This is a genomic window from Pseudomonas sp. AK181 (assembly GCF_051122975.1).
GTDB lineage: Bacteria > Pseudomonadota > Gammaproteobacteria > Pseudomonadales > Pseudomonadaceae > Aquipseudomonas > Aquipseudomonas lactis.
The window spans coordinates 3,492,986-3,512,900 of sequence record NZ_CP146348.1 but is presented as its reverse complement, the minus strand read 5'-3'; the positions used below and the strand labels follow the sequence as shown (position 1 = coordinate 3,512,900).

The window sequence follows — 19,915 nt, the reverse complement described above, 5'->3', positions numbered from 1 at the left end:
ATGTACCTGACACCCCACAATCCAAATGTGGGAGCTGGCTTGCCTGCGATGGCGGCCTTCCAGCCAACGCCTATCCACCGGGCACCCCACAATCAAACTGTGGGAGCGGGCTTGCTCGCGAAGGCGGCCTATCAGTCAACACCGTTGAATTGTGTACATATCCATTGCTGCGGTAACGGCCACCTAGGGTTCCGCCCTGACGGCGGCTCACTTTTGAAAAGCGCAAAAGTAAGCAAAACGCTCTTGCCCCACCACTCGGCACCTCGCTTAGGCTCGGTGTGCCCGAACACAGGCTTGAATCCGTGGGCCGCCGCCACGCGCCATCCATGGCGCGGGGCGGCTAACCCGGCGTCCTGCCGGGTTACCCACGAATTCAAGCCTGCGTTCGGCCAGCGTGGTTTAACGGGGCGCCTAAGATCAAAAGCAGATCAAGAGCGACTCGCTTCGCATCGTGGTTACCATCAAGGCTGTGGCGCCTGGCATCCAGTCATCTCAACAGCGTTTCAACACATATATCCATAGAGCGCTGCTGCGTCTGCTCATACAACTGCAACTCATCAATCGTCCTGCGCCCCAGCGCTTGCTCAAAAGCCGCTCGGTTGGAGTTGCCCGCGTAGTGACTCTGCGCCCCATCCCCCAGGTTTGACTGGAAGATCCCCGCCGCACTGACCGGCAGAAAATCCTCGTACACCAGCGGTTCCACCGCCACGTGACCGGCGTTGACCAGCGCCGCCAATGTGCGCGGCTGGTCGGTCTGGCCGCGTGCCTCCAAGCCCTTGTCGGTGACGAAGTAGCGAAAATACGCCAAGCCCTGTTCGCGCATGTGCGGGTAGTTATCGGGGAAGGCTTGAAAGTGCTGCTCCATCAATTGCACATAACGTTCGGCGTTGGTTTCATTGGGGAAGGTGCCGAGCTCGTCGCGGGCGGCGTTCAGCAGTTGGTCGTACAGGGCTCGGCCTTTAGGCGTGAGCGCGACGCCGCGTTGTTCGATTTCGCCGAAGCGCGCGCTGTGGCTGCCGTGGGCGTCGGTGAAGGCGATGGGTTCGTCCAGGGCCTTGAAGCTGGTCTGGCGCAGCAGGATCGGGCACTGGCGTCGGGGCGGGCCTTCGATCACGGCTTTGGGGGTGATGCCTTTGCCGGGCATGGCGGCCTGCACTTGGTCGATGTCCAGGGTGCGTGGGGTGAGGTGGTTGATGTGTGGGCCCTTGAACGCGACGACGTCGGCGATCAGGCGGTGCTGGTTGCTGAGTTGCTGGTACTGGGCGCCGGTGACCGTGGCAGTGTGGTGCCAGCGGAACGTCTCCAGGGCCTGGTGGATAAAGGCCTCGGCGTCGCTGGCAGTCAAGCCGCCTTGGGTTTCGGCTTGTTCGATCAACGCCAAGGCTTCGGCGGTGAAGATCGAGCGCTTGGCCAGGGCGTTTTCGGCGAAGGCGCGCAGGTCGGGGTTTTCGATCAGTTCCAGGCGCAGCAATGAGGTGAACACGCGAAACGGGCTGGTTTGCAGCGCGTGTTCATGCACGGCGCGAAAGGCGGTGGAGTGAACCGGCACGCCGGCGGGGGTGAGGTCGTAGTAGCCCACCGGTTGCATGCCCATCACCGCGAACAAACGGCTGATGGTTGCCAGTTCCGCAGCGGTGCCCAGGCGGATGGCGCCGTGGCGTTCCATGTCCAGGCGCTGGATTTCGCCGGTCCGTTGCAGTTGGTGCGCCAGGGCCGGTTCGCTGTCGAGCACGCGGGCATTGGTCTCGGCCACCAATTCCAGCAGCGCACCATACAAGGGCACTTCATCTCGATACATGTCGGACATGGCCTTGGAAAAACCCTTGCGGATCTCATCGGGGCTGACATGGGCGGTGGCGTGCATAGAAAAATTCCTGATGACTGGAGCGATGAACGTGGCCTTTGCCTGATTTTGTTGAGCCGCCGGCTGGCTTGCAAACGAAGATTCCTCTGGACTTCATTCTGCAAATGAATGAGTTGACCCTGCGTCTAAGTCTTCATGTGCAAGCGGGCGTCATTGCGCTCTACACTGCGCCTCACTGTGTAGGTGAAGGAGGACCCGATGACGGCCAAACCCGCAACCAACCTGCTGGGCACCATTGAAGGCCAGCGCCTGGCAACGCAACACGCCGAGCGGTGGCGCGAGTGGGGCCCTTACTTGAGTGAACGCCAATGGGGCACGGTGCGCGAAGACTACAGCGCCGACGGCGATGCCTGGGCCTACTTCCCCCATGAGCACGCACGCAGCCGCGCCTATCGGTGGGGCGAGGACGGCTTGGCCGGTTTCAGTGACAAGGCCCAACGCTGGTGCCTGGGCCTGGCGCTGTGGAACGAGCGCGATGCAATCCTCAAGGAGCGCCTGTTCGGCCTCAACAACGCCGAAGGCAACCACGGTGAAGACGTCAAGGAACTGTACTTTTTCGTTGATGGCGTACCGAGCCATGCCTACATGCGCATGCTCTACAAATACCCTCATGCGGCCTTTCCGTACGCCGACCTGATCGCCGAAAACGCCCGTCGTGGGCTGACGGATACCGAGTATGAAATCCTCGATACCGGCGTGTTTGCAGACAACCATTACTGCGACATCAGCGTCGAATATGCCAAGCATCAGCCCGACGATATCTTCATGCGCGTCACCGTGCATAACCGTTCGGACCAACCCACACGCCTGCAGGTGCTGCCTCAACTCTGGGCGCGCAATGACTGGAGCTGGACCCTCGATGCACCCAAGCCCAGCTTGACGCTGGACGGTAAGCGCGTACTGGCCCGTCATCATGAACTCGATGATCGACACCTCAGCGCCTGGGGCCAGGAGGGGATGTGTTGGCTGTTCTGTGAAAACGAAACCAACCGTCCCAAACTGGACGGGCAACCGGCGCCGGGGCCGTTCAAGGATGGGATCAACGATTATGTGGTGAGCGGGGTTGAATCGGCCGTTCGCCGGGACGCCGGCACCAAAGTGGCCGCGCATTTCACCCTTGAACTGGCGGGCCAGGAAAGCAAAACCCTTTACCTGCGCTTTGCGCCTGTGGACGCGCCGGATGTCAATGCGCGCAAGCTGTTCGAACAGCGCTGCCAGGAGGCCGATGACTTCTACGCGGTCTTGCAGCAAGGCATCGCTGATGAAGATGCGCGCAATGTGAAACGCCAGGCCCTGGCCGGCCTGCTGTGGTCCAAGCAGCTGTACTATTTTGACGTGAACCAGTGGCTCGACGGTGACCCAGCCCAGCCGGCGCCACCGCCCGAGCGCTTGCACATCCGCAATACCCATTGGCGGCACCTGTCCAACTTCGACATCCTCTCCATGCCCGACACCTGGGAATACCCCTGGTATGCCTCCTGGGACCAAGGCTTCCAGGCGGTGGCCATCGCGCTGATCGACCCTGGTTACGCCAAGCAACAGCTGTTGTTGCTGGTAAAGGACCGCTTCATGCACCCCAACGGCCAATTGCCGGCCTACGAATGGCGCTTTGATGACGCCAACCCGCCCGTGCATGCCTGGGCCAGCTGGCGTGTGTATCAGCAAGACAAGGCGCTGACCGGCGTGGGTGACATGGATTTTCTGGAGCGGATCTTTCACAAGCTGCTGCTGAATTTCTCCTGGTGGGTCAACCGCAAGGACGCCGAGGGCCGCAACCTGTTCCAGGGTGGTTTTCTGGGCCTGGACAATATTGCCTTGTTCGACCGTTCGGCCACGTTGCCGCCGGGTTACCAGTTGGACCAGGCCGACGGCACCGCCTGGGTGGCGGCCTATGCCCTGGACCTGATGCGCATCGGCCTGGAACTGGCCAAGCGCAATGCGGTGTACGTGGACATTGCTGTGAAGTTTTTCGAGCATTTCCTCTACATCGCCGGCGCCATCAACCGCGTCGACGACAGCGCCGAAGGCTTGTGGGATGAGCAGGACCAGTTTTTCTACGACGTGCTGCATCGCCCTGATGGCCAGAGCGAACCGGTGCGCCTGCGCTCCATCGTCGGGTTAATGCCGCTGTTCGCGGTGCTGGTGCTGGAACAGCGCGAGCATGAGGGCCTGGAAGGCTTGCGCGAGCGCCTGCTGGGTTTTATGCATCATCGGCCGGACCTGGCCAAGCTGGTTTCGCGCTGGACCGAGCCGGGGCAGGGCAACCGCCTGTTGCTGGCGCTGTTGCGCGGTGAACGCACCAAGGATTTGCTGCGGCGCATGTTGGATGATCAGGAGTTCTTGTCGGCCTTTGGCGTACGCGCCCTGTCCAAGGCCTTCGCTGAGCAGCCCCTGGCGTTGAAGATGAATGGCGACACCCTGTGTGCCAGTTACCAACCCGGTGAATCCGACTCACGCTTGTACGGCGGCAACTCCAATTGGCGCGGGCCGCTGTGGATGCCGGTGAACTACATGTTGATTGAATCGTTGCGCGAGTTTCATCGCTATTACGCGGAGCATTTTTCCGTGGAGTACCCGACGGGCAGTGGGTATCTGGCGTCTCTGGAGGAAGTGGCTGACAGTCTCAGCGAGCGGCTGACGCGGTTGTTTCTCAGGGATGAAAACGGGGTGCGGCCGTCGATGGCGGGGTATGCGCAGTTGCAGGAGGACCCGGCCAGTCGTGACCTGGTGTTGTTCCATGAGTATTTTCATGGGGAGACAGGGCGAGGGTTGGGGGCTTCACACCAGACCGGCTGGAGTGCATTGGTGGCGTTACTGTTGCAACCAAAACCCTGAGCACCCCTGCGGATTTGCTTTTCTGTGGGAGCTGGCTTGCCTGCGATACAGGCGCCGCGGTGTGTCCGGAAAAGGGAGTGGATGCCATCGCAGGCGAGCCAGCTCCCACAGAGGGCTTTATTCACTGCGAGAATGCAGGCAAAAAAATCCCGCCTGGTGAGGCGGGATCAGCATTCAAGGTTACCCGTGAATCAGGAAGGGAACAGCTCGCTCAGCTTCATCGCCAGCATCATGTCGCCTTCGGTGCGCAGCTTGCCGCCCATGAAGGCCTGCATGCCGTCGGTGGAACCGTCGACGATGCCTTCCAGGGTTTCGCTGTCCATCACCAGGGTGACCTGAGCGTCAGGGTTTTCGCCTTCTTTAAGTTCGCAGGTCTCATCCTTGACCACCAGCGAGAAATTCTTGCTGTCGTCGATACGGAAACCGAATACCAGGTCCAAGCCCACGGCAGCGCTTGGGTTGAATTTGGCTTTCATTGCTTCTACTGCTTTAGCTACGTTAGTCATGGTTTCGATCCTTAAGGGTAGAGTCCAGTGACCTTGGGGTCACGGTTGGCCGCAGGTCATCGGAAAGTGATGAGCTGCGGCGCCTTCAACAGTTGCAAGTGGGCATGACTGTTGAAGGAAGCCAGTGCCACCTCGCGACCACGGAACTTGAGTTGGTTGAGCGAGGTGTTAACAATTTGCCAGTTCATTTCAAAGGCCTGGGCGGCAGGCATTCGGGTAATCAGGTGGAGCAGGGCGGTGATGGTGCCGCCGGAGGTGAATACGGCGATTTTGTCGGTGTGGTTCGCGGCTTCAAGGATGCGCTGCAAGCCCCCCTGGACCCGCTCGACAAACCCCAGCCAGCTTTCCAGCCCCGGCGGATCATAGGTGCCGGCCAGCCAGCGTTCGATGATCAGGGCGAAAATGCGCTGGAACTCGCTGCGGTTCTGCGGGCCATTGCGCAGGATGTGCACGGCATCCGGTTCAGTGCTGAGCAGGTCGGGCAACAGGCCGCGAATAATCGCTTCGCCGTCGAACTCGTTGAACGCGCTGTCTGTTTCCAATGCTGGCACCGGCAAGCCCAGGGCGCGGTACTGATCGAACGTGGCGCTGGCGGTGTGCTGCTGGCGACGCAGGTCGCCGGCGATGCAGCGGTCAAAGGCAATGCCCAGGTCTGCCAGGTGGCGACCGAGCACTTGCGCTTGTTCCACGCCAACGGGCGAGAGGACGTCGTAGTCGTCTGCACCGAAGGAGGCCTGGCCATGTCGAATCAGATAAATGCTGCCCACGTCCGTTTTCCCGGTACGTTGAAAGTCTGGCGAGGTTATGAGGATGCCTGCGAGCTGTCAATGAAAAAACATACGCTTGTTTTAAAAGCGTGTTGGAGCCCGCCTGCTGGCGGTTTGATCACTGGCTCCTTCGCGGTGGCGTCGGTATGCTGGGGCCATCCGCGCCTGGCGCAGTGCTTTTTTTAAGGAGACATATGGATTTTCTGGCCGAATACGCGAGCTTTCTGGCGAAGACCGTCACCCTGGTGGTCGCTATTCTGGTGGTACTGATCAGCTTTGCAGCACTGCGCAGCAAAGGTCGTCGTAAATCCGCCGGCCAATTGCAGGTCAGCAAGCTGAATGATTTTTACAAGGGCTTGCGCGAGCGCCTGGAGTCGAGCCTGCTCGACAAAGACCAGCTCAAGGCCCTGCGCAAGTCCGAAAGCAAAGCCGAAAAGAAGAAAGACAAGAAGAAGCCCGAGGCCAAGCCACGGGTTTTCGTGCTGGATTTCGACGGTGACATCAAGGCCTCGGCCACCGAAAGCCTGCGCCATGAAATCACCGCGCTGCTGAGCCTGGCCACGCCCAAGGATGAAGTGGTGCTGCGCCTGGAAAGCGGCGGCGGCATGGTGCACAGCTACGGCCTGGCCTCTTCGCAACTGGCGCGTATCCGCCAGGCCGGCGTGCCATTGACTGTGTGCATCGACAAAGTGGCGGCCAGCGGCGGCTACATGATGGCGTGCATCGGCGAGAAGATCATCAGCGCTCCCTTCGCCATTCTCGGTTCCATTGGCGTGGTGGCGCAGTTGCCCAACGTCAATCGCCTGCTGAAAAAGCACGACATCGACTTTGAAGTGCTGACCGCCGGTGAGTACAAGCGCACGCTCACAGTGTTTGGCGAAAACACCGAGAAGGGCCGGGAGAAGTTCCAGGAAGACCTGGACATTACCCACCAGTTGTTCAAGAACTTCGTTTCGCGTTACCGCCCACAGTTGGCGATTGACGAGGTGGCTACCGGTGAAGTGTGGCTGGGCGTTGCTGCGCTCGATAAACAGCTGGTCGATGAGCTGCAAACCAGCGATGAATACCTGGCCACCAAGGCCAAGACCGCCGAAGTTTTCCACCTGCACTATGCCGAGCGTAAGAGCCTGCAAGAGCGCGTTGGCCTGGCGGCCAGCGGTTCGGTGGACCGGGTGCTATTGACCTGGTGGAGCCGCTTGACCCAGCAGCGGTTCTGGTAACCCCACGATCGTTCCCACGCTCCGCGTGGGAACGCCTCCAGTGACGCTCTGCGTCACCCTCACGTGCGGCGGGACGCGGAGCGTCCAGGGCTGCATTCCCACGCGGAGCGTGGGAACGATCACTCAGGCAGTCAGGCGAGGTTGGATAGAGTCCGCCAACTGCGTAAGGATCAGACAGCACGACACCGCCCCCGCATCCAACACCCCAAGCGAACGCTCACCCAAACGACTGGCCCGGCCAATCTTTGCCACCAGGTCCTTGGTCGAATCTCGCCCTTGAGAAGCAGCGCTTTTCATCGCTTCGAGTGCATCGTTAAACGACGCCCCTGACGCATGCGCCCGTTCAAAAGCCTCCACCGCCGGGATCAACGTATCCATCAGGCACTTGTCGCCCACGCCCGCTTCGGTGATGTCCTGCAACGAGGTCAAGCCGCCGCGCAGCAGGTGGGCGAAGGTGGCGGCGTCGATGTCTTCACGGCCGCGTACTTCGTCGGCCATGCCGATAAACAGGCTGCCATACAACGGCCCCATGGAGCCGCCGATGCCTTCCATCAGGCTCAGGGTCAGTTCGTCCAGGGCTTCGGCCAGGGTCAGTTGGCGGCCTTCGATCGTGCGGCCGCAATGGGCAAAACCCTTGGCCATGTTGATGCCATGGTCGCCATCGCCTATGGCGCCGTCGACTTCGCTGAGGTACTCACGGTTGGCCACGATGACGCTGACCAGGTCGGCGACGATGGCGCTGCCGTCATGGGTGGAAAAATGCTGGCTCATGGTTCACTCCGTCTGGGTCATGCCGATGGAGCGGCAGGGTTGGTCGATCAGGGTTTTCAGCTCGGCGTCGAGGCCGAGCAGGGTCAAGGTCACGCCCATCATTTCCAGGGACGTGAAGTAGTTGCCCACGTAGCAGCGGTGAATCTTCAAGCCTTTGGCCTTGAGCTGTTTTTCTACCTCGGCGTAGAAAATATACAGCTCCATCACCGGCGTGGCGCCAAGGCCAGAGACCAACACCACCACGCTGTCGTCCTGGCTGAAATCGCGGTCGGCGAGGATCGGCGCCAGCATGCGCTCGGCCATGGCGGCGGCCGGTTCAATCGGGATGACTTCGATACCCGGTTCGCCATGATGGCCGATACCCAATTCCATCTGGCCGTCGGGAATCTGGAAGTTCGGCTTGCCCACCGCCGCGATGGTGCAGGGCGTAAGGCCGATACCAATCGAGCGGCAGTGGTCGACGGTTTTCTGTGCCACCCGGATCACGCCGTCCAGGTCGTAATGCTGGGCAGCGGCGGCACCGCCGATCTTCCACATGAAGATCTCCCCGGCCACGCCGCGACGCTTGGCGATGTCGGCCTTGGGCGCGGACGCCACGTCGTCGTTGGCGACCACCGTGCGGATGCGCATGTCTTTGCTGGCGGCCATCTTCATCGCCAACTTCACGTTCATGTTGTCGCCGGCATAGTTGCCATACAGGCAGGCAACGCCTGCGCCATGGTCGGCAGCGCGGAAGGCGTCGAAAAAGCTTTTGGCGGTGGGCGAAGAAAAAATCTCGCCGACGGCCACCGCATCCACCAGGCCTGGGCCAACATAACCGAGGAACGCCGGCTCATGCCCGGAGCCGCCGCCGGTGACAATGCCGACGCGGCCCTGGGCGGATGGCCTGGCCTTGACGATGACCCGTGGGTTGCTCTCGTACTGGCGCAATTGGGGGTGCGCGACCAGGATGCCGCGCAGCATGTCTTCGACCACTTGGTCGGGATCGTTGATGACTCGATTCATAACGCGGGTTCCTGTGTTCTTGTTCTAAAGGACGACACCCATCTACTGTGGGAGCTGGCTTGCCTGCGATGGCGGTGTGTCAGTTGGCGCATTTTTATCTGATGCACCGTCATCGCAGGCAAGCCAGCTCCCACAGGGTTGTGTGCTGTTACTGAGATCAGGGTTCGAGCACAACTTTGAGCGATTTATCGCCGCGCTCCATCACTGCAAACGCTTCCTTGAAATCCGCCAGCGCAAACTTGTGGGTCACCACGTCGCGCATGTCGATCTTGCGGTTGCCGATAAAGTCGATGGCCCTGGGGTACATATACGGGCCCAGGTGCGAGCCGAGAATATCCAGTTCCTTGCGGTCGCCGATGATCGACCAATCCACCGTGGCCTCGTCATTGAACACGCTGAACTCCACAAAGCGTCCCAGCTTGCGCAGCATCGCCAGGCCTTGGTTCACCGCTTTGTGGTGCCCGGTCGCCTCGATATAAATGTCGCAACCGTAGCCATCGGTGATCTCGCGGATCTTGGCCAGCACATCCACCTCGGCCGGGTTCCACACTTCGTCGGCGCCCATCCGCAGGGCGAGGGCGGCGCGTTCGGGTTTCATGTCCAGCACGATGAGCTTTTTCGGGTTGCGCAACCGCACTGCGCCGATGATGCCCAGGCCCAGGGTGCCGGCACCGGCAACCACCACGATGTCGTCATGGTCGACGTTGGCACGTTCCGCCGCGTGCAGCGAGCAGGCCAGGGGTTCGATCAGGATCGCTTCATCGGGGGCGATGGATTCCGGCACTTTGTGGATGATGCCTTCCTTGGTGAATATCATGTACTGGGCCATGGCGCCCTGCACATTGTTCTGGAAGCCATACAGGTCGTGTTTCTGGCACATCCAGTACTGGCCGTGGTTGCAGAAGCGGCAGCCCCAGCACGGCACGATCTGCTCGGAGATCACCCGGTCACCCACGGCCACGCCGCGCTTCTCGGCGCCTGGGCCAAGGGCGACCACGCGGCACACGAACTCATGCCCGGGGATCATCGGCGGCTTCACGTAGCGCGGTTGCTCGGCATCGCCCCAGAACGACGGCGCGCCGCGATAGGTCTTGATATCGCCCATGCAAATGCCGCACAGCTCGACCTTGGTGAGGATCTCGTCGGGGCCGGGGGTGGGCACGTCGACGGTTTCCAGGCGGTAATCTTCCGGGCCGTGGCAGACCACGGCCTGCATGGTTTTCGGGATGCTTGGGGCGAGTTGTTCAGGTGTGCGTTCGGTGACGGTGGACATGACAAAACCTCACGACATAACGATGAATTACTGAATGCTGTAGCCGCCGTCGATCACCATGTTCGCACCGGTGATCATCTGCGCGGCATCGCTGAGCAGGTACAGCGCCAGCCCGGCGATTTCTTCCGGCCGGGCGAAGCGGCCTGCCGGGATCTGCAATTTGGCCCGTTCACCCACATCGCCGGCCCAGGCTTTCTTGCCTAGGGCGGTTTCGACGATGGTGGGGGAGATGGCGTTGACGTTTACCTGCGGTGCCCACTCCATGGCCAACACCTTGGTCATGCCGACGATCGCGGCTTTGCTGGCGCAGTAGGCGACGTGACGGTCCAGGCCAATCACGGCGGCCTGGGACGCCAGGTTGACGATGCGGCCGCTGCCTTGGGCAAGCATATGTCTGGCGCAGGCCTGGGCCACAAAGAAACTGGCCTTGAGGTTGATGTCCAGGGTGGTGTCCCAGGCGCTTTCAGTCACCTCAATGGCTTTGTCCAACAGCACCACACCGGCACTGTTGATCAGGTAATCCAGGCGTTGGAAGTGGGCGAATACGCGGTCGATGGTGGGTTGTATCTGGCCGATCTGGCCGAGGTCGACGGCAATGCCCAGGTGCCCGGCACCCAGGCCGGCGGCCACTTCGACCACGGCCGGGTCGCGGTCCAGCAGCGCCACCCGGGCACCGCGCTCCGCCAGCAAGGTGGCGCAGGCCAGGCCGATGCCGGCGGCGCCACCGGTGATCACTGCGCAACGACCGCTGAGGTCGAAGGCTTGGTTCCAGAAACCAGACATGAATGACTCCTCGTTCCCACGCTCTGCGTGGGAATGCCGCGTGGAACGCTCTGCGTTCCGATGTTAAGTGACGCAGAGCGTCACGGGATGCGTTCCCACGCGGAGCGTGGGAACGATCAAAGCCACTGGCTACTTACCGCCGCTGACTTGCTTGTACAGCGCATCCGCATTGGCGTTGGTCACCGGCACCCAGGGCAGGATGTAGTTCTTGGCCGTGCCGTCGGCCCATTTCACATCCTTGGCATAGCGTTCCCAAATCACCGATTGCGGCTTGTAGTCTTTGCCGGCGAGGGCGCGCAATGCCACGTCCAGCGCGCCTTGAGACTGGGCCTGGGCGTCCTGCAGGAAGGTGGTGACTTCGTCCTTTTTCGCCGCCTGGATCGCATCCGGCATGCCGTCGATAGAGGTGACAGGCACGTCCTTGGAGGTGAGGCCATGGGACTTCAGCGCCTGCACGGCGCCCAGGGCCATGTCGTCGTTCTGGGCGATCACGCCGTTGATGCCCTTGGGGTGGGCGTTGAGCCAGTCTTCGGTGAGGGTCATGGCCTGGGCGCGGTCCCAGTTGGCGGTTTTCTTTTCGATGATCTTGATGTCCGGGTGTTTGCCCAGCACTTCCAGCTCGCCTTTTTCCCGGTCGATCTGGGCCGACTGGCCAATCGGGCCCTGGATGATCACCACGTTGCCCTTGCCATTGAGCTTGTCGACCATGGCCTGGGCCTGCAGGCGGCCGCCTTCCACGTCGTCGTTACCCACATACGGCACGCTGGCATCGGCTACTTTCGTATTGGAGGCGATGACCACCACGTCGTTGCTCATGGCAGCCTTGACGGTGCCGACGCCGGCCTTGGTATCAATCGGCACGAACAGAATCGCGTCGTAGCGTTGGGTCACCATGTTTTCGATCTGGTTGTTCTGGGTCAGGGCGTCGTAGTTGCCGTCGAATACGGTCAACTGCACGGTGCCATCCTTGACGGCCGGGTGTTCTTTGAGCTCACGGACCCAGTTCTGCATGAACTGGCCCTTGAGGCCATAGACGGCTGCGCCGATCTTGTAGGGCTTGCCGTCGGCGGCCAGGGCAATGCTGCTGGCGAGCAGGGAGAGGGCCGCCGCAGCGGCCAGGGTGGTACCCAGTTTCATAAGTAGAACTCCGGTTATTGTTATGGGTCGTTCTTCAGCGTTTCTTCTTGCGCCACACGTCGATCAGGACTGCGAACACGATGATCAGGCCCTTGGCGACCTGCTGGTAATAGGAGGACACGCCGAGCAGGTTCAGGCCGTTGTTGATCACGCCGATCAACAGTGCGCCGAACAAAGTGCCGACAATGCTGCCGGTACCGCCCGACAAGCTGGTGCCGCCGATCACCACCGCGGCAATCGCGTCCAGCTCATAGGAAACCCCGGCCTGGGGCAGGGCTGAGGTGGTGCGTGCCGACAGCACCACGCCGGCCAACCCGGCGAGCAGGCCCGAGACCACGTACACCGAAAACATCACCTTGCGTACGCCAATGCCTGAGGTGCGCGCGCTTTTTTCATTGCCGCCCACCGCGTACACATACCGGCCATAGGTGGTGTAGCGCAGCACCATCCAGAAAATCAGCGCGACCACGGCGAAGATGATGATCGGCACGCCCACCGGGCCGACCTTGCCGATGCCCAGGGCCAGGTAGGTGTCGGGCAGGTCGGTGATCGGGCTACCGTCGTTGAGAATAAAGGTCATGCCCCGGGCGATGCTGAGCATGCCGAGGGTGGCCACAAACGGCGGGATCGACAGGTTGGCGATCATGAAACCATTGACCACCCCAAGCATCGCGCCGGCAAACATCCCCGCGCTGACCGCCGCCAACAGGCCGTAACCCTGGGTGGCGACCATGGCGCTGCACAAGCCGGCGAACGCCAGGATTGACCCCACCGACAGGTCGATGCCCTTGGTCAGGATCACGTAGGTCATGCCCACGGCGAGAATGCCGTTGATGGAGGTCTGGCGCAGAATGTCCATCCAGTTGCGCCAGGTCATGAAATATTCGCTGGAAAACGCCATCACCACGCACAGCAGGATAAACACCAGCGGCAGGCCGAAGCGATCGAGGGACAGGCGCAGGCGGTTGCGCGGCGCGGCGGTAACGGGGGCGACAATGGTTTTGGCATTCATGAGGCAAGACTCAACAAGGCTTCCTGGGAAAGGGCGGTGTCGGTGCTGATGGTGACCAGCCGGCCGCCTTTGAAGACGGCGATGCGATCACTCAAATGCAGCAGCTCCGGGGCTTCCGACGACACCACGATGGCTGCACCGCCGGCGCGCACGAACTGGTCGAGCAGGTGGTAGATCTCCTGTTTGGCACCTTCGTCGATGCCGCGGGTGGGTTCATCGCAGAGCAGGCACACCGGCTCGGTGGACAGGCATTTGGCGAGCACCACCTTTTGCTGGTTGCCGCCGCTCATGGACGCCACCGGCAGCTCCAGGGAGCTGGTCTTGATCTGCAGGCGCTTGACCATGTCTTCGGCCAGTTGCGCTTCCTTGCGTGCGTTGATCAGCGACCAACTCGACAAGCGCTTATAGGCCGACAGTGCAATGTTGGACAGGATGCTGCCGGTCAGCACCAGGCCGCTGTCCTTGCGGTCTTCGGTGACCAGCGACATGCCGGCGTCGATGGTTGCCTTGGGCTGCCCGATGGGCATGGGCTTGCCTTGCAAGGTAACGCTGCCGGAATCCGCCACGGTCAGGCCGTAGATGCAATTGAGGAACTCACTGCGCCCGGAACCCATCAGCCCATAAATGCCGAGGATCTCGCCACGGCGCAGGTGCAGGCTGATGTCGTGGAATTCACCGTTGCGGCTCAGGTTGTCGACCTGCAGGCAGGTGCTGGCCGCACATTCGCGGCCCACCTTGTGGTCGATGCGCGTCAGTTCCTGGCCGACAATGCCGCGCACCAGGTGGTCGCGGTCGATATCGGCCATGCGCCCGCTTTCCACAAAGGCGCCATCACGGAAGATGCTGTAGTCATCGGCGATCTGCGCCAGTTCGCTCAGTCGATGGGACACGTACACGATGCCGGCACCGCGTGCGGTAAGGCGGCGAATGGCCTTGAACAGGGTTTCGGCCTCGCGCTCGCCGATGGCCGAGGTGGGCTCGTCCATGATCATCACCTGGCAGTCATGGCTGAACGCCTTGGCGATTTCCACCAGTTGCATCTGCGCCACGCTCAGGCGGTGCATGGGGCTGGTGGCGTCGACGTCAAACTCCAGCGTTTCGAGCAGTTCGCGGGTGCGGCGGGTGAGGGCCTTGCTGTCGACGATGCAACCGGCGCGGCGCGGTTCGCGGCCCAGCCAGATGTTTTCGGCGACGGTCATGTAGGGGATGGGTTCCAGCTCCTGGGTGATCATCGCGATCCCCGCGGCCAAGGCTTCACTTGGGCGATTGAACTGCACTGGTGCGCCGTTGAGCAGGATGCTGCCAGCGTCACGCTGGGTGATGCCCATCAGGATGCTCAGGAAGGTCGACTTGCCGGCGCCGTTGCCGCCGCACAGGGCGTGGACGCTGCCGGCGCGCAGAGCAAGGCGCCCGTCGCGCAGGGCAGGCACCCCGGCATAAGCCTTGGCGACGTGTTCAGCCTGGAGCAGTAATGGCGTGGCCATCGGCGTGTCCTCGTGCTGTGAATTCTTATTAGGTCGCACAGTCATGTTTCGCTGTGATCATATGTGTATCAAATGAAATTCTGATCAGTCAATCTCTTTCACTTGAAAGGTGTGATTCTCATCTGCGATGGGGTTATTGCCTTTATATGGGGCCTTGACTGGCGAGTCAGTTAAATCTTGCTTGACAGTAAGGGGTGAAAACTTGCGAAATGCGTGAGAGATATTTCACTAAGTGATCATTTGATCAGTGGAGCCAGGCACCATGAACACACCTTTCCCGGTGGCTATCGGATGTGATGAAGCGGGTTTTGAGCTCAAAGAGCTGTTGAAGCGCCATATCGAGGGGTTGGGGTACCCGGTGACCGACTTCGGTACGCATTCCATGGCGCCGGTGCTGTACCCGGACATCGCCCTGGCCGTGGCCACGGCCATCAATGCCGGGCAACAGCGCCTCGGTGTGCTGGTGTGCGGCACCGGGATTGGCATGGCCATCTCGGCCAACAAGGTGCTGGGCATTCGTGCGGCCCAGGCCCATGACACCTATTCGGCGGAGCGGGCGCGCAAGAGCAACGATGCGCAAATCCTCTCCATCGGGGCGCGGGTCATCGGGGCGGAGTTGGCCAAAAGTATCGTCAGCGCGTTTTTGGCCTCGGAGTTCGAAGCGGCGCGGTCCGGGGCCAAGGTCGAGCGCATCAATGCGATCGAGCGTGATGGGCATCAGTAGTGGACGGCGCAGGGCAAGAGTCGGGAGAATGCGCCTTTGACGCCGAAACGGAAGCCCGTCCCCATGAGTGACAGTACCCAGCGCATGGCCAGTGATATCGATCAGATGACCGAAGTGGCGATGCTCTATTACCTTGAGAACGTCACTCAGGAGGCCATCGCCAAGCGCTTTGACCTGTCGCGGGCCAAAGTCAGCCGCCTGCTCAAGCGTGCGCGCGATGAAGGGATTGTCGAGGTGCGCGTGTTGCAGCACCCGGCGATGAACAACGAGCTGGAGCGGGCGTTGGTAGAGCGCTTCAAGCTCGACCGTGCCTTGATCGCCGTCGACCACAGCGACCCCGACACCCAGCGCTCGGCGGTCGCGAGCCTAGTGGCCAACTACCTCAACAAGACCCTGGGCGATGGGATGATCGTTGCCGTGGGCATGGGCCGTAACGTCGGCGCGGTGGCCGACAACGTGTTTCTGCCGGTGACCCGCAACTGCACCTTCGTGTGCGCCATCGGCGGTTCGCTCAAGGCCGGCGAGTACATGAACCCTGACCACATCTGCCGACGGCTGGCCCTGCGCTTTGGTGGCGAAAGTGAAAGCCTCTACGCTCCGGCGCTGGTGGCCAACCCGGAACTGCGTGGGGTGCTGATCAACAACGACACGGTGCGTTCGACCCTTGACCGCGCCCGGCGTGCCGATATTGCCCTGATCGGCATCGGCGACATGAGCGAGAACAGCAACATGGTGCGCATGGGCTGGTTCTCGCCCCAGGAAATCGCCCAGGCGCGCCTGTCTGGCACCGTGGGCGACATGATGGGCTATGACTTTATCGACATTCACGGCCAGCCGGCGGTCAACGCCATCCAGGGGCGGGTGATCGGGTTGACGGTGCAGGAGCTGTTTCGCATCCCCGATGTGGTGGCGATTGCCAGTGAAAACACCAAGGCGGCGGCGACTTTGGGGGCGCTGCGCTCGGGGGTGATCAATACGCTGGCGACCACCGTCACCAATGCCCACACCATCCTGGCGCTGGACGATGCCACCCGTAAATCCTGATGAGTCGTCTATCTGGCAGGCGGGCAGGCTTTCTGTGGGAGCTGGCTTGCCTGCGATTGCATCGACCCGGTCTACCTGATGCACCGAGGTGCCCGCATCGCAGGCAAGCCAGCTCCCACAAAAGTTGCTGTGCTTCTGAAAGTGGTTTACAGGTTTTGTAATAGTTTTGCGCTGTGGGAAATTTGTATTTCGAATGTAGGATTCAAGTCCTTTTGTCATTTCAGGACTTGCATGAACACCCTCTCGGAGCCTCCCAGTCGTCTTTCCCCAAGACCACCGCTGTCGCTGTTTCCGCTCAAACACCCCGTATTCCGTCAACTAACCTTGTCCCGGTCGTATGACCGCACTTTGCCGTGCCTGGCGTTCTAAAAATTTTAAAGACAGAGATTCTATAAATGGAATGGTTAGCGGATCCCACGGCCTGGCTCGGCCTGGCGACCTTGATTGTGCTGGAACTGGTGCTGGGTATCGACAACCTGGTGTTTATCGCGATCCTGGCAGACAAGTTGCCGCCGGAGCAGCGTGACCGTGCGCGGTTGATCGGCTTGTCCCTGGCACTGTTGATGCGCCTGGGCCTGTTGGCGAGTATTTCCTGGTTGGTGACCCTGACCCAGCCGCTGTTCGAGGTGTTCGACAAGAGCTTCTCGGGCCGTGACCTGATTATGCTGTTCGGCGGTATATTCCTGCTGTTCAAGGCCACCATGGAGTTGCATGAGCGCCTTGAGGGCCATGTGGCGCAGCACAAGGGTAATGTGGCTTACGCAATGTTCTGGCCGATCGTCGCGCAGATCGTGGTGCTGGATGCGGTGTTCTCCCTCGACGCGGTGATCACTGCCGTGGGCATGGTCGACGAACTGGCGGTGATGATGATCGCCGTGATCGTGTCCATCGGCCTGATGATCGTGGCGAGCAAGCCGCTGACCCGTTTCGTCAATGCGCACCCGACCGTGATCATGCTGTGCCTGGGCTTTTTGATGATGATCGGTTTCGCCCTGACCGCCGAAGGCCTGGGCTTCCATATTCCCAAGGGCTACCTGTACGCGGCCATTGGTTTCTCGATTCTGATCGAGGTGTTCAACCAGATCGCCCGCGCCCGTCGCAAGAAATCGGCCCAAGGTGTGTTGCCGGTGCGTGAGCGTACCGCTCATGCGGTGATGCGCTTGTTGGGCGGTCGCAGCCTGGCGGTGGAGGAGGTGGGTGAAGAGGTCGCTGACCTGCTGGGTGAGCCGGATGCTGCGCAGGGCCCGCTGTTTGACCGACGTGAACGGGTGATGATCAGTGGTGTGCTGCAACTGGCCGAGCGGCCGATTCGCACCCTGATGACGCCAAGGGCCAAGGTTGACTGCATCGACCTGGCGGACGACGCCGACACGATCCGTCTGAAACTGATGCACTCGTCCTACTCGCGCCTGCCGTTGATCCGTAACGGTGCGGTGGATGAGCCCCTGGGCTTTGTGCACAAGAAGGAGTTGCTCAAGGAGTACTTGGCCGGCAACGAGCCGAACCTGGAACACCTGGCGCGTCGGGCGATCAACCTGCTGGAGAGTTTTTCGATCCTCAATGCCCTGGAGCAGATGCGCCAGGAGTCCACCCACATCGCCTTCGTGATCAACGAATTCGGCGACTTCATGGGCGTGTTGAGTATGACGGACATTCTGGAGTCCATCGCCGGTGAATTGCCCGATGCCAGCGAAATCGAAGGGCCGGACATTGTCGAGGACGGCGAAGGTTTCCGTGCCAATGGTGCCTTGAACCTTAACCTGGTGCGTCAGCGCACGGGCTTCAAGGCGGTGGCGACCGAGGATTATCAAACCTTGGCGGGTTTGGTGATGAGCCTGCTTGACCGCCTGCCGGTGGTGGGCGATAGCCTGGAGCATGAAGGCTGGCGTTTGACGGTGGCTGAAGTGGAGGAGCGTCGAGTGACGCAGGTGCATTTGCGCCCTGGCGCGGGTCATAACGACTGAAGATGCCCTGCACAAACGGCGCTTGCTCTTCCAGAGGGCCGAAGCCTTTGAATTTTTCTACCAGGGCGCCATTCAGGTAGATCAACAGCGTCGGGGTGCCTGTTACGTCTGGGTGCCTCGGCGTGTGCGCGCAATCGACTACCAGGCTCACGACTCTGGGATGCTTCCAGGCGTGCAGTTCGAACAAGGGCCCTGCCTGCACGCAGGCAGGGCAGTGTTCGGAAACAAACAGAATGAATACCGGGCGTGGTGTGTTCAGTAACCGTTCGAACGCCTTGGCGCTGGAAATTCTGCTCGTTGCAACTCCCATGATGATCCCCCTTCAAGCCGCAGTCGTTTTTCCCAACGCTAAGCCCGCAGGTCTGTACCGTCTACTGTCAACCTTCACAGGTCTGCCGTACCGCTGCGACCCATGAGAGTGCGCAGTAACAGCGTTGTGGGGCATTGAGTAGCAAGTCTTTGCAAAGACGCTGCCACGCCCTGGAATCATTCCAATCGTTATCTTGCTGATCTCTAACGACTTTCATCCCTGCATATTTTTCCTTCAAGACCTGTGGCACACTTTCTGCTGTCTATTCCGTTGTTACATACCAAGTTCCGGTATAGCGGAATACACAATCCCTGGAGTGCTTGTCATGCATCACCGACCTTCCGTATTCAAAGCGTGTGTTTTTCTTGTCGCCACATCGGCGTCCCTCGCCAGCGTGGTGCAGGCGGCGGACAGCAAGCTTGATGATGTGCTCAAGCGCGGGCACTTGATCGTAGGTACAGGCAGTACCAATGCGCCGTGGCACTTCCAGGGAGCGGATGGCAAGTTGCAGGGATTTGATATCGACATCGGCCGCATCGTGGCCAAAGGCTTGTTCAATGACCCGAGCAAGGTGGAGTTTGTGGTGCAGTCGTCCGACGCACGTATTCCCAACCTGCTCACCGACAAGGTCGACATGAGCTGCCAGTTCATCACCGTTACCGCCAGCCGTGCGCAGCAGGTGGCCTTTACCCTGCCGTACTACCGCGAAGGCGTCGGCCTGCTGTTGCCCAACAACAGCAAGTACAAGGAAATCGAAGACCTGCAGGCGGCGGGCGATGACGTCACCGTGGCCGTGCTGCAGAACGTGTATGCCCAAGAGCTGGTGCATCAGGCGCTGCCCAAGGCCAAGGTCGACCAGTACGACAGCGTTGACCTGATGTACCAGGCCGTGAACTCAGGCCGTGCCGATGCCGCGGCTACCGACCAGTCCTCGGTCAAATACCTGATGGTGCAGAACCCTGGCCGTTACCGCAGCCCCACCTACGCCTGGAGCCCGCAAACCTACGCCTGCGCGGTCAAGCGCGGCGACCAGGACTGGCTGAACTTCGTCAACACCGCGCTGCACGAAGCCATGACCGGCGTGGAGTTCCCCACCTACAAAGCGTCTTTCAAGCAGTGGTTCGGCGTTGATCTGCCAGAACCGGCAATCGGTTTTCCCGTGGAATTCAAATGATCCGGAACAGCCGGGGCGTGCTTGAGCGCGCCCCACTCAGGT

At 60.9% G+C, this 19,915-nt stretch carries 16 protein-coding genes and 1 pseudogene; 6 read left to right on the top strand and 11 right to left on the bottom strand.

Annotation, left to right across the window (positions count from 1 at the left end; all coding sequences use genetic code 11):
• Window positions 1-487: 487 nt before the first annotated feature.
• On the bottom strand, window positions 488-1,864 hold the full coding sequence (gene hglS / locus V8689_RS16020) for a 2-oxoadipate dioxygenase/decarboxylase HglS (protein WP_056788091.1): 1,377 nt from the start codon (window positions 1,862-1,864) through the stop codon (window positions 488-490).
• A 198-nt stretch (window positions 1,865-2,062) separates the two neighbouring features.
• Between hglS and V8689_RS16015 the strand changes: the two genes are divergently transcribed.
• The gene (locus tag V8689_RS16015; protein WP_056788094.1) at window positions 2,063-4,699 is read left to right on the top strand and encodes an MGH1-like glycoside hydrolase domain-containing protein; all 2,637 of its coding nucleotides are present in this window, start codon (window positions 2,063-2,065) and stop codon (window positions 4,697-4,699) included.
• 191 nt (window positions 4,700-4,890) lie between these two features.
• Here V8689_RS16015 and V8689_RS16010 read toward each other — a convergent pair whose 3' ends face one another.
• Both V8689_RS16010 and V8689_RS16005 read right to left on the bottom strand, forming a co-directional pair.
• A complete protein-coding gene (locus V8689_RS16010) occupies window positions 4,891-5,205 on the bottom strand; it encodes an SCP2 sterol-binding domain-containing protein (RefSeq protein ID WP_056788097.1) in 315 nt (104 codons plus the stop codon).
• 56 nt (window positions 5,206-5,261) lie between these two features.
• Window positions 5,262-5,972, bottom strand: a complete 711-nt coding sequence (locus V8689_RS16005; RefSeq protein ID WP_056788099.1) for a histidine phosphatase family protein — start codon at window positions 5,970-5,972, stop codon at window positions 5,262-5,264.
• A gap of 194 nt (window positions 5,973-6,166) precedes the next feature.
• On the opposite strand from V8689_RS16005, the gene sohB reads away from it, so the two are divergent.
• On the top strand, window positions 6,167-7,192 hold the full coding sequence (gene sohB, locus V8689_RS16000; RefSeq protein ID WP_032896860.1) for a protease SohB: 1,026 nt from the start codon (window positions 6,167-6,169) through the stop codon (window positions 7,190-7,192).
• 123 nt (window positions 7,193-7,315) lie between these two features.
• Here the strand turns inward: sohB and dhaL are convergent, their stop codons facing one another.
• From dhaL to V8689_RS15965, 7 genes are all read right to left on the bottom strand, one after another.
• Window positions 7,316-7,963, bottom strand: coding sequence for a dihydroxyacetone kinase subunit DhaL (dhaL, locus tag V8689_RS15995; protein WP_056788102.1), 648 nt, complete (start codon window positions 7,961-7,963; stop codon window positions 7,316-7,318).
• Between the two features lie 3 nt (window positions 7,964-7,966).
• Window positions 7,967-8,968 carry a dihydroxyacetone kinase subunit DhaK gene (locus tag V8689_RS15990; RefSeq protein ID WP_060765861.1) on the bottom strand — a complete coding sequence of 334 codons (1,002 nt, stop codon included), beginning with the start codon at window positions 8,966-8,968 and terminating at the stop codon, window positions 7,967-7,969.
• A 157-nt stretch (window positions 8,969-9,125) separates the two neighbouring features.
• On the bottom strand, window positions 9,126-10,241 hold the full coding sequence (locus V8689_RS15985) for an MDR/zinc-dependent alcohol dehydrogenase-like family protein (RefSeq protein WP_032876099.1): 1,116 nt from the start codon (window positions 10,239-10,241) through the stop codon (window positions 9,126-9,128).
• Window positions 10,242-10,268: 27 nt separating this feature from the next.
• Window positions 10,269-11,024 carry an SDR family oxidoreductase gene (locus tag V8689_RS15980; RefSeq protein WP_056788107.1) on the bottom strand — a complete coding sequence of 252 codons (756 nt, stop codon included), beginning with the start codon at window positions 11,022-11,024 and terminating at the stop codon, window positions 10,269-10,271.
• A 129-nt stretch (window positions 11,025-11,153) separates the two neighbouring features.
• Window positions 11,154-12,161 carry a substrate-binding domain-containing protein gene (locus V8689_RS15975; RefSeq protein ID WP_056788110.1) on the bottom strand — a complete coding sequence of 336 codons (1,008 nt, stop codon included), beginning with the start codon at window positions 12,159-12,161 and terminating at the stop codon, window positions 11,154-11,156.
• A 34-nt stretch (window positions 12,162-12,195) separates the two neighbouring features.
• Entirely contained in the window at window positions 12,196-13,173 is a 978-nt protein-coding gene (locus tag V8689_RS15970) for an ABC transporter permease (RefSeq protein WP_003191840.1), read from the bottom strand.
• Entirely contained in the window at window positions 13,170-14,657 is a 1,488-nt protein-coding gene (locus V8689_RS15965) for a sugar ABC transporter ATP-binding protein (RefSeq protein ID WP_056788113.1), read from the bottom strand. The genes V8689_RS15970 and V8689_RS15965 overlap by 4 nt, the downstream gene beginning before the upstream one ends.
• A 262-nt stretch (window positions 14,658-14,919) precedes the next feature.
• Between V8689_RS15965 and rpiB the strand changes: the two genes are divergently transcribed.
• From rpiB to V8689_RS15950, 3 genes are all read left to right on the top strand, one after another.
• Entirely contained in the window at window positions 14,920-15,381 is a 462-nt protein-coding gene (gene rpiB, locus V8689_RS15960; protein WP_044274312.1) for a ribose 5-phosphate isomerase B, read from the top strand.
• Between the two features lie 63 nt (window positions 15,382-15,444).
• Entirely contained in the window at window positions 15,445-16,425 is a 981-nt protein-coding gene (locus tag V8689_RS15955) for a sugar-binding transcriptional regulator (protein WP_005788844.1), read from the top strand.
• Window positions 16,426-16,820: 395 nt separating this feature from the next.
• Complete coding sequence (locus tag V8689_RS15950) at window positions 16,821-18,389, top strand: TerC family protein (RefSeq protein ID WP_056788116.1); 1,569 nt, start codon at window positions 16,821-16,823, stop codon at window positions 18,387-18,389.
• A gap of 88 nt (window positions 18,390-18,477) precedes the next feature.
• Here V8689_RS15950 and V8689_RS15945 read toward each other — a convergent pair.
• Window positions 18,478-18,699, bottom strand: a pseudogene (locus V8689_RS15945) (thioredoxin family protein); the annotation flags it as partial.
• A gap of 325 nt (window positions 18,700-19,024) precedes the next feature.
• Between V8689_RS15945 and V8689_RS15940 the strand changes: the two are divergent.
• Window positions 19,025-19,873 carry a transporter substrate-binding domain-containing protein gene (locus V8689_RS15940; RefSeq protein ID WP_056788120.1) on the top strand — a complete coding sequence of 283 codons (849 nt, stop codon included), beginning with the start codon at window positions 19,025-19,027 and terminating at the stop codon, window positions 19,871-19,873.
• Window positions 19,874-19,915: the final 42 nt, after the last annotated feature.

What these genes read in the sequence shown, in the direction of transcription:
- hglS (WP_056788091.1), bottom strand. Translation starts at nt 1,864, where the DNA reads ATGCACGCCACCGCCCATGTCAGCCCCGATGAGATCCGCAAGGGTTTT.
- V8689_RS16015 (WP_056788094.1), top strand. Translation starts at nt 2,063, where the DNA reads ATGACGGCCAAACCCGCAACCAACCTGCTGGGCACCATTGAAGGCCAG.
- V8689_RS16010 (WP_056788097.1), bottom strand. Translation starts at nt 5,205, where the DNA reads ATGACTAACGTAGCTAAAGCAGTAGAAGCAATGAAAGCCAAATTCAAC.
- sohB (WP_032896860.1), top strand. Translation starts at nt 6,167, where the DNA reads ATGGATTTTCTGGCCGAATACGCGAGCTTTCTGGCGAAGACCGTCACC.
- dhaL (WP_056788102.1), bottom strand. Translation starts at nt 7,963, where the DNA reads ATGAGCCAGCATTTTTCCACCCATGACGGCAGCGCCATCGTCGCCGAC.
- V8689_RS15990 (WP_060765861.1), bottom strand. Translation starts at nt 8,968, where the DNA reads ATGAATCGAGTCATCAACGATCCCGACCAAGTGGTCGAAGACATGCTG.
- V8689_RS15985 (WP_032876099.1), bottom strand. Translation starts at nt 10,241, where the DNA reads ATGTCCACCGTCACCGAACGCACACCTGAACAACTCGCCCCAAGCATC.
- V8689_RS15980 (WP_056788107.1), bottom strand. Translation starts at nt 11,024, where the DNA reads ATGTCTGGTTTCTGGAACCAAGCCTTCGACCTCAGCGGTCGTTGCGCA.
- V8689_RS15975 (WP_056788110.1), bottom strand. Translation starts at nt 12,161, where the DNA reads ATGAAACTGGGTACCACCCTGGCCGCTGCGGCGGCCCTCTCCCTGCTC.
- V8689_RS15970 (WP_003191840.1), bottom strand. Translation starts at nt 13,173, where the DNA reads ATGAATGCCAAAACCATTGTCGCCCCCGTTACCGCCGCGCCGCGCAAC.
- V8689_RS15965 (WP_056788113.1), bottom strand. Translation starts at nt 14,657, where the DNA reads ATGGCCACGCCATTACTGCTCCAGGCTGAACACGTCGCCAAGGCTTAT.
- rpiB (WP_044274312.1), top strand. Translation starts at nt 14,920, where the DNA reads ATGAACACACCTTTCCCGGTGGCTATCGGATGTGATGAAGCGGGTTTT.
- V8689_RS15955 (WP_005788844.1), top strand. Translation starts at nt 15,445, where the DNA reads ATGAGTGACAGTACCCAGCGCATGGCCAGTGATATCGATCAGATGACC.
- V8689_RS15950 (WP_056788116.1), top strand. Translation starts at nt 16,821, where the DNA reads ATGGAATGGTTAGCGGATCCCACGGCCTGGCTCGGCCTGGCGACCTTG.
- V8689_RS15940 (WP_056788120.1), top strand. Translation starts at nt 19,025, where the DNA reads ATGCATCACCGACCTTCCGTATTCAAAGCGTGTGTTTTTCTTGTCGCC.